Annotated in this window: 16 protein-coding genes and 1 pseudogene; 8 read left to right on the top strand and 9 right to left on the bottom strand. The window is 59.4% G+C overall.

Features of this window, described 5'->3' with window-relative positions:
• The 3 genes from MAXJ12_RS28540 to MAXJ12_RS28530 form a co-directional block, all read right to left on the bottom strand.
• A partial coding sequence (locus MAXJ12_RS28540; protein ID WP_008839600.1) for an SOS response-associated peptidase family protein occupies positions 1-201 on the bottom strand: 201 nt, incomplete at its 3' end.
• A gap of 19 nt (positions 202-220) precedes the next feature.
• Positions 221-454 (bottom strand): hypothetical protein, encoded by a 234-nt coding sequence (locus MAXJ12_RS28535; RefSeq protein ID WP_008839599.1) that lies wholly within the window; start codon positions 452-454, stop codon positions 221-223.
• Between the two features lie 55 nt (positions 455-509).
• Positions 510-752: a hypothetical protein gene (locus MAXJ12_RS28530; protein WP_008839598.1), complete on the bottom strand. Its 243-nt coding sequence runs from the start codon at positions 750-752 to the stop codon at positions 510-512.
• Between the two features lie 473 nt (positions 753-1,225).
• Here MAXJ12_RS28530 and MAXJ12_RS28525 point away from each other — a divergent pair, with 473 nt between their 5' ends.
• From MAXJ12_RS28525 to MAXJ12_RS28495, 6 genes are all read left to right on the top strand, one after another.
• Positions 1,226-2,167 carry an NAD(P)/FAD-dependent oxidoreductase gene (locus tag MAXJ12_RS28525; RefSeq protein WP_157999674.1) on the top strand — a complete coding sequence of 314 codons (942 nt, stop codon included), beginning with the start codon at positions 1,226-1,228 and terminating at the stop codon, positions 2,165-2,167.
• Positions 2,168-2,631: 464 nt separating this feature from the next.
• Positions 2,632-3,129 (top strand): YciE/YciF ferroxidase family protein, encoded by a 498-nt coding sequence (locus tag MAXJ12_RS28515; protein WP_008839595.1) that lies wholly within the window; start codon positions 2,632-2,634, stop codon positions 3,127-3,129.
• A gap of 161 nt (positions 3,130-3,290) precedes the next feature.
• Positions 3,291-4,214, top strand: a complete 924-nt coding sequence (locus MAXJ12_RS28510; protein WP_008839594.1) for a hypothetical protein — start codon at positions 3,291-3,293, stop codon at positions 4,212-4,214.
• Positions 4,215-4,365: 151 nt separating this feature from the next.
• Positions 4,366-5,529: an extracellular catalytic domain type 1 short-chain-length polyhydroxyalkanoate depolymerase gene (locus MAXJ12_RS28505; protein WP_008839593.1), complete on the top strand. Its 1,164-nt coding sequence runs from the start codon at positions 4,366-4,368 to the stop codon at positions 5,527-5,529.
• A 48-nt stretch (positions 5,530-5,577) separates the two neighbouring features.
• Entirely contained in the window at positions 5,578-5,973 is a 396-nt protein-coding gene (locus tag MAXJ12_RS28500) for a hypothetical protein (protein ID WP_008839592.1), read from the top strand.
• 12 nt (positions 5,974-5,985) lie between these two features.
• Positions 5,986-6,192: a KTSC domain-containing protein gene (locus tag MAXJ12_RS28495; protein ID WP_008839591.1), complete on the top strand. Its 207-nt coding sequence runs from the start codon at positions 5,986-5,988 to the stop codon at positions 6,190-6,192.
• Between the two features lie 26 nt (positions 6,193-6,218).
• Here MAXJ12_RS28495 and MAXJ12_RS40380 read toward each other — a convergent pair.
• Positions 6,219-6,351 (bottom strand): annotated as a pseudogene (locus MAXJ12_RS40380) (DUF6766 family protein); the annotation flags it as partial.
• A gap of 472 nt (positions 6,352-6,823) precedes the next feature.
• Between MAXJ12_RS40380 and MAXJ12_RS28485 the strand changes: the two are divergent.
• The gene (locus MAXJ12_RS28485; RefSeq protein WP_244421629.1) at positions 6,824-8,659 is read left to right on the top strand and encodes a PAS domain S-box protein; all 1,836 of its coding nucleotides are present in this window, start codon (positions 6,824-6,826) and stop codon (positions 8,657-8,659) included.
• A gap of 561 nt (positions 8,660-9,220) precedes the next feature.
• Entirely contained in the window at positions 9,221-10,510 is a 1,290-nt protein-coding gene (locus MAXJ12_RS28480) for a sensor histidine kinase (RefSeq protein WP_008839588.1), read from the top strand.
• An 84-nt stretch (positions 10,511-10,594) separates the two neighbouring features.
• On the opposite strand, the gene MAXJ12_RS28475 is transcribed toward MAXJ12_RS28480, so the two are convergent.
• The 5 genes from MAXJ12_RS28475 to MAXJ12_RS28460 form a co-directional block, all read right to left on the bottom strand.
• Positions 10,595-10,930, bottom strand: coding sequence for a hypothetical protein (locus tag MAXJ12_RS28475; protein WP_139044080.1), 336 nt, complete (start codon positions 10,928-10,930; stop codon positions 10,595-10,597).
• Positions 10,931-11,715: 785 nt separating this feature from the next.
• Complete coding sequence (locus MAXJ12_RS35875) at positions 11,716-11,919, bottom strand: CsbD family protein (protein ID WP_008839586.1); 204 nt, start codon at positions 11,917-11,919, stop codon at positions 11,716-11,718.
• Between the two features lie 140 nt (positions 11,920-12,059).
• Positions 12,060-12,365, bottom strand: a complete 306-nt coding sequence (locus tag MAXJ12_RS28470) for a DUF1236 domain-containing protein (protein ID WP_008839585.1) — start codon at positions 12,363-12,365, stop codon at positions 12,060-12,062.
• 121 nt (positions 12,366-12,486) lie between these two features.
• Positions 12,487-13,008: a hypothetical protein gene (locus tag MAXJ12_RS37160; RefSeq protein WP_139044079.1), complete on the bottom strand. Its 522-nt coding sequence runs from the start codon at positions 13,006-13,008 to the stop codon at positions 12,487-12,489.
• A gap of 360 nt (positions 13,009-13,368) precedes the next feature.
• A complete protein-coding gene (locus tag MAXJ12_RS28460) occupies positions 13,369-13,590 on the bottom strand; it encodes a DUF768 domain-containing protein (RefSeq protein WP_008839583.1) in 222 nt (73 codons plus the stop codon).
• Between the last annotated feature and the right edge of the window lie 279 nt (positions 13,591-13,869).

Genomic DNA, 13,869 nt, shown 5'->3' with positions numbered 1-13,869 from the left:
CCCCGAACCCAGCCCCAGCCCCCAGCGGCCCTCTCGCAGCCTATGGCTGCCGTCCTCGCCGGCTATGACGAATGGCACCTCAACGGTCGGCGCGATGTTGCAGGCAAGGGTCGTGTTTTTGCTGATCTCATAGTCCAGTGTCAGCCGGTAGAGCCGCACAATTTCGGACCACGGCAGGTATCTCGTGAAGCGTCCGCACATTATGTCTGTTCCGATGGAGTCACGCGTGCCCCTTCGCTTCCGTTTTGGCCAGAACTGCCCGCGCCCGCGCGTTGTCGATGCTCTTCACAGCCAACTGAATTTCAGATCGAACCCGCTCCATCATCCTGGCGTCGTGGTCGATCCTGTCCGCGGCAGTCCTGAGCATGACGCCGAGTTCCTGCTTCGAAAATGAGCCGGCTTCGCTCGCCATCGCGCGAAGCTTTTCAATGAGTAGGTCGGGTTCGTCGCTCATCTGCGGACGTTATCCGAAGATTTTTGTCCTCGCCAGCTTGACCCGCTCGCGTTCTTCAGACTTGGCAGATGACTTCCGAGTACATGGAACTAGTGCGGTTCAGCGTGCGCAGCAGCTCCAGCGCCTTGCCGTCGTCGATGGTGTCGCCATAACTGCCTTCGATGCAGAGCAACTCGAAATGCTCGCCGTACTTCGCCCTCGCGATCTCCAGTTCGCGTCGGACTTCGGCGCGGATCGCATATTCGACGTTCCCAGCAGCATCGTCTCGCGGTACCTTCGGGCAATGATCAAAATTCACCACGGTCCAGGAGTTAATCGACGGCGGCTACAAGCTGCACGCGAATCGCCACAATTGGCACTGCCAGAACAATCAGGCCCTCGACCTGGTTGATCTGCGGGAAAGGCTCGGCCCGGATTTTTTATTGGCTTGGCTGTTGGCCAAACGGACGAACGCTCAAGGCACTGGTACGACAGATATCGGTAGCCCGGCGACGTCCAAAGACTCGGATGCCGCCCGCGCACGCGCGCGAGCCGACATCCCGATTTTCGTGCAGGCGGCCACCGACACCGGGGTGCGACATCATGCGCGGTAGGCCACATATGTACGGCGACGCCGATCTTGCGCCGTGAAGCTGGTCATCGAGCACAGGGCTGCGAGGTGACCGACGAGTGTAACTGTTTCCATGTAACCAAACCACCTGCGCCGCGTTTCGTTCGACGCGGTCGCGACACTTCGTTGCGGCGCAATTTTCAGCAGGTCAGGAGCTCATCGTGGTGGCGCGAAGTTCGCCGAGTCGTAGCGGCTCATGGGACTGTCTCATCATCGGCGGCGGCCCTGCCGGCTTGTCGGCCGCAACGTATCTGGGACGCTTCCGACGTCGTGTGATCGTTGTCGACTCTGGGGAAAGCCGGGCGAAGTGGATTCCGGTGAGTCACAATTGTCCGGGCTTCCCGGATGGCATTTCTGGGGTCGATCTTCTCACGCGCCTGAGGGAGCAAGCCGTCCGATATGGCGCGGAGCTGGTCGACGATATGGTGCGAGACGTCCGCCCTGACGGGACAGACTTCCTTGCCGCCGCGCGCTCTCCTATTCCGGCTCGCTCGGTGCTTGTGGCCACTGGAATCGTCGACACACTGCCAGATATTCGGGAGATCGCGGCGATGATCCAAGCCGGTTCCCTACGGCTATGCCCAATTTGCGACGCTTACGAGCTTATCGACAAGCGGGTGGCCGTGTTCGGTCCGGCCGACGATGCCATGAAGAAAGCGCTGTTCCTGCGAACGTACACCAAGGACGTCACAATGCTGGTGTCCAGTGCGGTTGCGGCGCTGGATTACGACGTTGGCGCATTGCTCAGAAGGGCTGAAATCAAAGTAGAGGCATGCATGCCCGACTCGCTGCGCTCCAAAGGCGTTGGCGCCAGTGTCAAGCTCATCAATGGGGACGTGCGTGTCTACGACACCATCTACCCCGCGATGGGCGGCACCATACGCTCTAAACTGGCTATCGACCTGGGTGCCAAATGTGATGAGGTCGGCAACGTAGTCGTCGACCCGCATCAGCGAACCGGCATTGCCGGCCTCTATGCCGCTGGCGACATCGTCAACGAGATCAACCAGCTCGCGGTCGCATTTGGGCACGCAGCGGTCGCTGCAACCGACATTCACAACTACCTGTGCGAAAGCGATGGGGAGCGCCCACCGCGCGGTTGACACCTACCAAGTATCACCGCTGGTCGTTGCATGGTTCGTTGGTCTTCCCCACCCAGCTCAATTCGAAAGACGACGGACGTCTATTCCGCAGTGGGCATGTTGGCCGCCTGGAGCAGCTGGATCGGAAGCAGGCGGCGTCACGATGGCGGGAGACATTCTCTGGCCAGAGAGTTCTTTTGGGCGGCCGTAGGTCGAGGGGCTGATCTCGCCGCCGACGGCTTTGGCGAGCATCATCCCCAAGGTCAGGCGCGCTCGTTCATGGCGGCGCCGACAAGGATTATTTTCGAGGCCCATAAGAGCATGATGCGATCCCTCGAGCCGGAACTGAATTGAACGAGTGTTTGACCCATGAAGTCAGAGTGACGTGCAGCGAGACGTCTCAAAGGAACCTTTCCGGCGTTGCGCGCTTGTTGAGCATGCGATTCACAACCCCGTGAAGACGCTGGCACCGAAGGAAATCCGCCATGGCGAAAGAAAAGACATTGGACGATCTCTTCCTCGATACCCTCAAGGACATTTATTACGCGGAAAGGAAGATCCTCAAGGCGCTTCCCAAGATGGCACGCGCCGCCTCATCGACCGATCTGAAGGCGGCTTTCGAGAAGCACAAGGACGAAACCGAAGGGCATGTCGACCGCCTGCAGCAGGTTTTCGAGCTCCTTGGCAAGCGGGCGCAAGGCAAGACCTGTCCCGCCATCGATGGCATCATCGAGGAGGGCGAGGAGATTATGGAGGAATTCAAGGGAACTCCCGCTCTTGACGCCGGGCTGATCTCCGCTGCCCAGGCAGTCGAGCACTACGAAATCACGCGCTATGGCACGCTTAAGCGCTGGGCCGAGGTCTTGGGCATGAGCGACGCCGCCAAGCTGCTCGACCAGACGCTCGGCGAGGAGTCCATGACCGACGAAGCGCTCACCCGCCTGGCGGATGCATCCGCCAACGAAATGGCTAAGGCCGCCTGATCACAGACCAGCCACCCAGTATGTCGAGGTGGCGGCTTTACTTCCAGCATCCGTTCCTTTGATAGGAGAAAAACATGGGTCGCGGCATTCTACTTTGGCTGCTCGGCATTCCTATTCCAATCATCATCCTTCTCGCGCTGTTCATGTGATAGGAGGAATTCATGGCATCAACCATCCTGGCGACGGACGTCGCCGCGCCAGTCGAGTCCTCGTCATCCGCAGTCAACTGGGGACCGATCATCGCCGGCGCCTTGGCTGCGTCGACCCTGACGTTCATCCTGATGCTTCTTGGGTCCGGCCTCGGACTAACCATGGTGTCTCCATGGTCCAACGAAAGCGCCAGCGTCAGGACCTTTGCCGTGTCCACTGCAATCTGGCTGGTCATCGTGCAATGGTTGTCTTCCGGGCTCGGCGGTTACCTGACCGGGCGCCTTCGCACCAAATGGGTCGGCATTCATACGGACGAGACGTTCTTCCGGGATACCGCGCACGGATTCATGGCTTGGGCGCTGGCGACGCTTCTGGTCGTGTTCGTGCTCGGTTCGGCGCTGTCCGCGGCAATCGGCACCGGCGTGCAGGCGGCCTCGACAGTGGCCTCGGGAGCAGCAATGGGTGCCTCGGCAGGGGTGACAGCCAACGCCGGGAACGACGGAGGCAGCGACGGGACTTCGTATTTCGTCGATGCGCTGTTCCGACCGACCGATCCTTCCCGGCTGGCGGCGCCAGGCCCGGAGGGCGATGCGACGGCAGCCGCACAAGCCTCCCGCATCCTCATTACGAGTGCGGCGGCCGGCGAAGTCTCGGCCGACGACAAGACTTATCTCGGCCAACTCGTGGCCGCTCGTACTGGCCTGTCACAAGCTGATGCTACTGCCCGGGTTGATGCGGTGCTTGCGCAGGTCGAGGCGGCCAAAGTCAAAGCACAGGAAGCAGCCGACACCGCTAGAAAAGCCAGCGCCACCTTCGCGCTGGTTGGCGCGCTGTCTCTCCTCATCGGTGCGTTCATCGCCAGCGCAGCGGCAGCGTTAGGCGGCAAGCAGCGCGACGACGAAGAAGACGCGTTCTATCACGCAGCTAGAGGCTGAAGATGTCTACTCCCGGCCGGCCCGGAGGGTCGGCCGGGACTGCATCTCCCCTCGGCGCCCTTGTTATTGTGCAGTGCAGCAACGATATTGCTGCGCGTGCGTTGCACAGATTGCCGTCCATCCCCGGGCGGTCACAACAGGGACCGCTCCATTGCGAAAAATCTCCGATACGATCGCGCGGCTCGCCGCATTGCAAGCGCGACATGCGGCACATACCGCCAACCACAACGTGTCACACCATCTCCAGACGCTGACCAACTTCGGCGCCAATCCCGGCGCGTTGGGGGCGAAGTTTTGTCTCCCCACCGACCTGCCCAAAGGTGCCCCGCTCGTCGTCGTACTGCACGGCTGCACGCAGACTGCGGCAGCCTACGACCATCACTCCGGCTGGTCGCAACTTGCCGCCGAAACCGGCTTCGCACTGCTCTTTCCCGAGCAACAACAAGCCAACAATCCGAACCTCTGTTTCAACTGGTTCCAGCCTGGCGACGCCAAGCGCGGTTCGGGCGAGGCGCTTTCGATCCGCCAGATGATCGAGACGGTGGTCATCACTCACGGTCTCGACCGAAAGCGCGTCTTCATCACGGGTCTTTCGGCCGGAGGCGCGATGGCGGCGGCCATGCTTGCGACGTATCCGGACGTGTTTGCCGGCGGTGCGATCATTGCCGGCCTGCCCCACGGCAGCGCGAAGACAATTCCGGAGGCGTTCGACCGCATGCGCGGCCACGGCGGTCCTTCGGAACAGGATCTGCAACTTGCGCTCCGCGGCGCATCGGATCATCGGGGACCGTGGCCGAGGATTTCGATTTGGCACGGTGCCGCTGACTGCACCGTTTCCCCTTCCAACGCGGAAGCCATCGCGGGTCAGTGGCGGGGCGTTCACCGGCTTGAAAAAGCCCCGACGCATCTGGACGCTGCCGGCCAGCACTCAAAACAGGTCTGGCACGACCGCGCGGGAGAGGCGATGATCGAGGTCAACATGATCGCCGGGATGGGCCACGGCACGCCGCTCGGCGACGGCCTCGGCGCTCCGGGACCTTACATGATTGAAGTCGGAATCTCATCCACCCGGAAGATCGCGCAGTTCTGGGGGATCACGGCAGCGGAGGAGCGCGCTTCCCGGAAATCGAGGCCGCATGGGCCCGCCAGCCAACGGCCACTACCTCGGTCACCGGCGCCAGCTATGGAAAGTGCGAAGACGAAGCCCCCGCATTTGGCTGCCCTCCATGAGTTCCCGCGTCACGTGGAATCGGGCCAGCCCGGCGTGAAGAAGATCATCGAGGATGCCCTTCGGGCGGCGGGTTTGATGCGCTAGGTGGACGGCCGCAAATCGCTTGCCCACTGTCTCGGGACGAGATGCCTGATGCTGGCCCGCGAAGGTCGAGCGGCCCCCGCCAAGCAAAGGAACGCGTTGTCTTTGCAATCGTTGACTGCTTTTCATCGAGCGGTCGCCATGCACCTCGTCCAGATCCTGCTTCCCCGCGCGGACAACACCGGACGGCCGTTTGGCCGGGAACATTTTGACCGTGTTAAGGAAGACCTGGCCAGCTGTTTTGAAGGCGTAACGGCCTACCTGCAGGCGCCCGCGGAAGGTCAGTGGCAGGATCGCGAGCAGTCCAGCCAAGATGATATCGTCATCTTCGAAGTGATGGTGGAGGAGATCGACCTGCCGGACTGGCGTAGACGGCGCGCCGAGCTCGAACGGCGGTTCCGGCAGGACACGGTGATCATCCGCTACATGCCGATGGAGCTCGTATAGAGCGCCGACATCATGCCATCAACCTCAATCCACAAAACCGAGTACGATCCGGAGACCAGGGTTCTTTCCGTGTGGTTCGTGGCGAGCGGCAAACGTTACGACTACGAGGCTGTGCCGCCAGAGACCTATGCGGCGTTCCGAAACGCCTTCGCAAAGGGCCGCTTCTTCAACGACCACATCCGCGACCGTTTCCCGTACCGCCTGATAGGGGACGCATAGCGATCGTTGGTTGTTCGCGGAAATGCGCCGGTTTCGGAGTTTGACGCGCCAGCAGGCTTCGGGCCGGGGAGCCCTTGTGGCGCAGGAAAATCGACAGGACGATCAGGGCCGCGGTCGACAGGAACTCCGACGGCCAGTTCTGGAGGACTCAAACCAAAGCTGTGCATCGAGAAGATAGTTTCCAAAAGATTGAACCTCGCCGCCGTGCCGAGCGCTTGCTCGTTCGCGGCAGTCAGGTGGCTGACTGTGGCTATCTTACCTCGCTTGATATTGGCGTCCTGAAGAAAGTGTTCGATGAGACATGCGCAAAGAACGACACCGCTCCGGACTCCCCTGCCGCTAGCCACTTTGCGAAGGCGCTCATGGCCGCCTTTGAAAACGGCATCCAAGACAAGGCTGGCTTGTTGGCTATCCTGGGTAACAAGGATCGGTGGGCTGCGTAGCAGGTTGCCTGCCGATAAAGTTCCGCTCCTTCATGAGCTAAGGCAGGGCCGGGCGGCACGCGCGCCCAGGCCACTTGCACGCCCCAGGCTCGATTGCGTTCAATATTTGAAGCTATCGAAGTAATTGTGGAACCAACACCCGCCATTCGGGTTTCTGCAGGTTACGCGTACCGCAGTTTAGAGGCAGAATGGCCGGGGGAATTATGGATAAAGTTGGGACTTCGCGCGCTGGTAAGAGTTCCGGCGGGATCGTCAGCATGCAAGGGATACGATTCAACAAGAGCGGACTCGACAATACGGACTTGAGAGACTTCGTCGAGGACGGCAACCTCCCGCTTTATCTCGTTAGTGGTGATGGGATCATATTGCATGCAAACAAGGCCGAGCTCGAACTGCTCGGGTATGAAGCGGACGAGTACATCGGCCGCCACATCGCCGATTTCTATGTCGAACGAGACGTGGCCAACGATGTTCTGGCGCGCCTGAGCGCTGGGGAGGAAATCAATAAATTTCCCGCTCAAATGCGGGCCCGCGATGGCTCCATCAAGCACGTGGAAATCACGTCAAGCGGTCGGTTCAGGGACGGCGAGCTGGTCGACACACGTTGCTTCACGATGGATGTCACGGAACTGACTTTGGCGCGTCAGGAGCTGAAACGGCAGGATGATCGGTTCCAGCAAATTCTCGAAGCTTTTCCGATACCGTTCTCCACCACAGACAAAACCGGGATGATCCCCTACTACAACCGAGCCGCGGTTGAATTCGCAGGGCGCGAACCGGACATCGGGAAGGACAAATGGTGTGTAACGTTCCGCCTCTTCACTCCCGACGGCAAGGAACTCCCCCATGCCGAGTGCCCCATGGCAATCGCTCTCAAGGAGAAGCGACCGGTGCGCAATGTGGAAGCACTCGCTCAGCATCCAGACGGCACGCTGTTCCCGTTCCTGCCGTTTCCGACACCCATACTGGATGAGAACGGCGAGCTTACCGGCGCTGTGAATATGCTGGTCGACCTAACCGAACTGAAAAGGGCGGAAGAGGCAGGAAACCACCTTGCAGCGATCGTGGAATCGTCGTCTGACGCGATCGTCAGCAAAGACCTGAATGGCGTGATCAAAAGTTGGAACCGAGCTGCCGAACGGCTCTTCGGCTACACCGCCGATGAAGTCATCGGAAAGTCAGTTACGACGCTCATTCCGGCCGACCACCTGGATGAAGAGCCGCAGATACTCGCCCGCATCCGGAGCGGTGAACGGGTCGAGAGCTTCGAAACCGTTCGTCGGCGCAAGGACGGAAGTCTCGTGCCCGTTTCGCTCACCATTTCGCCGGTGCGCGATGCTTCAGGACACATTGGTGGCGCGTCGAAGATCGCCCGCGACATCTCAGCAAGCAAGGAAAGCGAGCATCGCATTCGCATGCTGATGAGAGAGGTCAACCATCGGGTGAAGAACCAGTATTCGGTCATTCTCTCGATGATCCGCGAGACCAACAAGCGGTCGGAGACTCCTGAGGTTTTCGAACGCCGGGTGCGGGAGCGGATAATGGCTCTGGCGCGCTCGCACGATCTGCTCGTCTCGGCAGACTGGAAAGGAGCCACGATTTTTGAACTGGTGCTCGCGCAGGCGAAGCCATTCGGGCATGAGGATCGGATCTCCATGTCGGGCCCGTCGATCACTCTTAGCCCCAATGCCGTTCAGTATCTTGGCATGGCGTTTCACGAGCTCGCCACCAACTCAGCCAAATACGGTGTTCTATCGGGCAGCAGCGGTCGGATCGCCGTTGACTGGCATGTCTTCGACTCTGACGGGAAACAGACCGTCAGGCTGACCTGGTCCGAAGTTGATGGCCCCGAAGTAAAGTCAATCGCTTCTAGTGGCTTTGGAACCGTGGTTCTGACGCGAGTGGCGCCCCTGGCGGTGAGCGGAACAGCCGACCTGCAACATAGCAAGCGCGCAATCGTCTGGACCCTTGAGGCGCCGGTTGCCTTCGTCGAAGCGTCGCTTTTGGATGGTGAGAGTACATAGGCCGACCCTGGTGGACATCTCCTTTCGGCACTCAGTCCAGTGCGATCTGCAGGGCCAATTGTCCTCACGTACCTCGGTCAGAGTAGCTTGGCGCAAGCCGGCCTCGCCATTAAGGAGCGGAGGTGGTCGGCCCGTCACGCTAGGGAACACAAGCTCAAGGCGGTTAAGGGTGGCGACGTTAAAAATCTTCAGATGAGGGCGGAGCCTTATTCTCTAGGTTCGTTGGACACCAGTCATGGAAACAACCAGGTCACGAAATTCCTCATACGACTAGATCTGGACTTGCGAGCGCGCCATCAATCGAGGCGGCTTGAATGTCGCCTTTCCGACCGTAGGCGTGGGGCGTCCCTTCCGGAACTCAGCGGTTCGCTGAACGTGGGACGTGGCGCCCGGCGGCTACTGCAACGCCCAGGTGCAACGCACCAGCGGCCAAGGTCGTCGATATCGCCAATGCCGGCGACAATTATGTGCCGCAGCGGCGCAATGCGCTCCACGACTGTCGTCGACGAATGCCTATTCTATGCTCGCATTTAGCCGAACACCTTCACGAAGAAACCTTCCGTGAGTTGGGAACTTCCAGCGGCCTTCGCTGATTTGTCCGTCAGGGAGAAGAGAGCGGTGATTTCAGAGCGTCCACAAAATCCCGACAACGCGCCGGAACAGGGGAATGCCGCGGAGGAGCTGCAATATCGATTACGCCAGCAACAACTTACCTCGGAATACGCCCTCTTTGCCTTAAAAACTCATGATCTCCAGGCGCTTCTACAAGAAGCTACCAAAGTTTGCGCGAGCGGGCTTCAAAGCCAAATGTGCAAGATCATGGAGTATCTGCCGGACGAGGGTCGATTTCTGGTGAGAGCCGGCGTCGGGTGGAAACCCGGCATTGTGGGGCAAGCAAGAGTGGGCGCAGATACCGAAAGCCCCACGGGTTATGCCTTTCAGACCGGCGAGCCGGTCATCTCCAACCACCTGCAAGGTGAAAGCCGGTTCCGAACGCCGACGATTCTCGCCGAGCATGGGATCAAACGGGCGATCAACGCGCTAATTCAGATTGGCGACGAACGCTATGGCGTTCTTGAGGCAGACAGTCCGGTTGAGGGGCGCTTCACGGAAGCAGACTTGGTCTTCGTATGGGGTTTTGCCAACATGCTTGGGGTAGCGATTGAGCGGCAGCGGGCGGAAGAGGCTCTCAAGCACAGGGACCGCCTGCTGCAGAAGGCTCTGGCGCATCAGGAATTTCTGACCAGGGAACTTAGTCATCGAGTCAAGAACAGCCTATCGATGGTCGCGAGCTTGCTGAGGATGCAGAGCCGCATGTCGGATGATTCCGGCCTGAAACAGGCACTTTCCGATGCGCAGTCGCGAGTGGAGACCATCGGCAAAATATATGATCGTCTATGGCGCAAAGACGACGCGGCAGTGGTGGACCTTCGCGAGTTTCTTGGGGAACTGTGTGATCACATCCGCGCCTCGGCACCGAATCATCACTTGATATGCACCATTGCACCGGTCAGCGTTGCCACCGATCAGGCCATCATCCTCGGGCTTCTCGCCAACGAATTGATCACCAACGCATTGAAATACGCCTATCCCAAGGGCTTTGGCGAAATCGGCATTCGTGTTGCCCTTGAAAATGGAGCCCAGCTACGTTTTGAGGTATTCGATTACGGAGTAGGTCTGCCCACAGGCGCACGCTTCGATACGTTCGGTGGCCTCGGTACAAAGCTCGTTTCGACGTTCAGCCGACAACTCGGCGGACAGGCTCAGTGGCAGGATGCGAAGCCGGGCACCCGATTTGTACTGATCTTCCGGCCGCAAACATTGTCCCCGATTGATGCGCCGACCTCATAAGCGCGATATACGCGTTTGCCCGTGCAAACTTTTTGTGTGAGGGCGGCATGCCGATTTCTGGGTGTTTCGCTCTTTGGATGCCATTCACTGCTGATCGCTCTCGGAAAATTGTTCCGAGGTGGTGATGATCTGCAGCGACAGAAGGTCGGCTTGAGAGCCCGACGCGGATTTCGCCACGGGCCACTCAACGGTCAGCGGCACTGCTGCATTCTTGATCCACGTCCGGCTCATCAGGCTCGTTTGCTCTCCCGTCGGGGGATGCCAGACGCGCCCTGATCGGCGCGCCCCGGGCACCCTTGCTTCGTTGACCGCGCGATAGGCCCTGGTGGCCACGATCCGGTGCGCCATCGATCGCCACCAGTTTGGATGGCTATCTGGGTATTCGCCAAGTGCGGTGATTTGCCCTTGGCGCGACAGCAATCGACCAGCCTCACCGCCCAGCGCTTTGTCATAGGGAGCGGGCTTAGCTCAGCGACAGTTCGATTTCGGCGCCTGTGAAAAGCGCAATGATCACGACCTGTCATCGAGCATCCGATCTGGTGACCGCCTCAACCAACATGCGTTACAAGGTGCATCTTCCGGACCGATAAAAATCTCCCTCACCACGGTGAGTGGGTGAGTGACCGCCACGCTCGGTCGACGATTACCGACAATGGCCGTGGCTTCAATCCCGCAGCGCGCCAATGAACATGGGAAGCAAACTCGTCGCCGCCTTCGCGAACCAGTTGAAAGAAGAAGTTGAAACGGAATCGTCGAAAACGAGGAACCACCTTCACCCTGACGTTTCGTGTCACCAAATAAGCACTTCGGTCTGCCAAGAAAGCGGGCAAGCTTTCGATGAATGCGTGATCCAGTTTGGAAGGCGAGGCGAGGGCTCGCGGATCGCTACACATACGCTGACATAAACTGTGCGTGCAAGTCCATCGCGATCACCCGGCGGGCGACGTGGTGAACTGCATACGGGACACTGAAATTTCGCCAAAGGCGCCCGGCGCCCGCGCCATGCGCAAAGTCCCGACGAGTCGCATCCCGCGACCACTCGCTGCTCCGCTCAGTTGTTGGGAGGCCCAGTGTCTTCCTGATATCATTTATGTCGGCTGGCACGGATCGCGCGGCGACTGCAGATTGGGGTTAGCCGAGATTTGGACAACCAAGTCGCAGAAGCCCGCACGAGGGCGGGCTTCTGACCGAGCAAAGCATCTCTGCTACCAAGTTTGGCGGTTGTACCAATCGTCTATGTCGCGACGAACACGATCTTTTTCCAGGCCATAGCGCTCCTGGATCTTTCCCTCAAGCTGGTCCCGCTTGCCGGCGATCTCGTCAAGATCGTCGTCGGTCAGATCTCCCCATTGTTCCTTGATCTTACCCTTTAACTGCTTCCAATTGCCTTCTACCCGGTTCCAATCCATCGTTTCGCACTCCTTATCCCGGCGAGTTTTGATCCGCCTTCGTGAATATAAACGCCGCGTGAGTGGATTGGCTCCACGCAGGTCGCGGCTGGGTGGTTCGGGGGCGTCCCAAGACTACAATCCGGGACGCCCCTGCAGTGTCAATCGATGATGTGCACGACCTTGCGGGTTTCCGGCTCGATCAGCACCGTGCGGCCGTCCATGACGACATACTGATATTTGTTAGGCAGCGTGTTTTCGGCCAGTTCGCCCGGCTTCAAAATGTCCGGCACAATCGCGCCGACCACCAGTTCGAAGTTTGAAGGGCGTTCCACAACGACCGGATTGGTAGTCACGTACTCCCGGACCACTGTTTCCTGTTCGGGCGTGACCACGACGGTCTGCGCGACCGCAAACGCGGTACCGGCAAGCAGCATGGTGGCGGCAAGCGAGCTTCGAATTGTCATTTCAATCTCCTGAGTTGGACGTGCAACAACACCCGTTTGTCGGAACGGTTCCGTTGACGTGACATTTGGTATGGCCGATCGCGCGCTTGCATCGCTTCGTCAGCGAGAGTTGTGGCCGAGCCTATTGTTTTGTCGGCGGGCCAAAGCGAGCAATGCCCGCTCGCCTCTGAGATGCCCGCTCGCTATGCTCCCAGCGTTGTGTTTGCATATACTGCACCGAAATGCGCCGGATTGCTGCACCGGAGCCGCAAGATGCTATGCTCGCCTCATGAAAGGGCAGGCGGGATGAAAAGGATTGAGATCCTTGGGCGGCCCCCTCGATGGCCAGTTTGTCGACGACGGCGAGGCGCCAACGGTATTTTTGGAGAAGACAGCCGGAGACGGCGATCTCGACCTGGTTACAGACCACCGTCTTCCCCCAGTGGCGGTCCATTACCGGAAAATTCGGATTAACAGCGACGGTGGTGAATCCGTTGACTGCTGGGTCGCGGACGGGATGACGTTCGACGACGCATTGCAAGGTACAACGATGTCGAACCGCTCGTCTAAGTCTAGCGACCGCTACTCTTCCACCGGGGTCATTGCGACTGGCGGAGGCCACGCGCTGGCCAAAAGCATCGCTCCAATAGGCCGGTGCCGTCATCGCAGTGTCCGTAACAGGAATGGCCGTAATACAGGTCCTTCAAGCCGTTTTTGAGGCCTTCTTCGTGGTTGCCAAGTTGGTAAAAGCCTCGCCTGACGGAAGCCACAGACAACCTGCCGCCCCAACAGTTGTTCCCATCATTTGGGGGCATCGAGCGGTCGGCCGCCCATCAACTTCCCGATGCCCTTCTCCAGGGGGCCGACTTCCTCTTCAACCTCTTCAAGCTTGACCTGCGCCAAGCTTGCGTCTTTGCGGACGCCTCGGCTAGTTCGGGCGCCGACCTCTGCGGCTCACCGAGGACTCGTGCCTTGTAGATATACTTTTTCGCCCATTGGCGAATGAAGACCAGGCCCTTGAAGCTCATAGGAAATTTCCTTTAGGCGCCGCAACCGTGAGTTCGTCGGTGATCGCTTGTTCTATGTCGACCTCTTCAAGTTCCTCGAGCAGAACGCCAGCTTTGTTGGCATCGGCCGCACATTTTTTCGCGAGGATCGGCGCCGACTTCTCCGGCGCCTTGAGGTGCCGGTCGGTAACTTTGGCATCGAGCCAACTGTCCATGAAGTCTTCGGCGCGTTTGCTCATTATGTCTTGACCCTCCGATAGGTCCGCAGCGGCCGCGACCTTTGTCTATTTCGCCCGCTCGGACTTGCATTGCCACGCGTTTCGCTGTGCAGAACTCTCTTCGCTTTAATCGGTTGCGAAAATTGGTCCCTGCCGCCGTTCAAATAGAGGAACTTTGGTGGCCGTTGATGGTTGTCGCTCGTCAGGAGGTGCCCCCGCATGAACAGTGTCATCTATCTCATCGGTCTCGTCGTCGTCGTGCTGGCCATCCTTTCGTTTCTCGGATTCTCGTGAGGAGAA

This window comes from Mesorhizobium alhagi CCNWXJ12-2, from assembly GCF_000236565.1.
Classification (GTDB): domain Bacteria; phylum Pseudomonadota; class Alphaproteobacteria; order Rhizobiales; family Rhizobiaceae; genus Allomesorhizobium; species Allomesorhizobium alhagi.
Note: the sequence above shows the minus strand (reverse complement) of the source record. Positions and strands in the feature narration are given on the sequence as shown.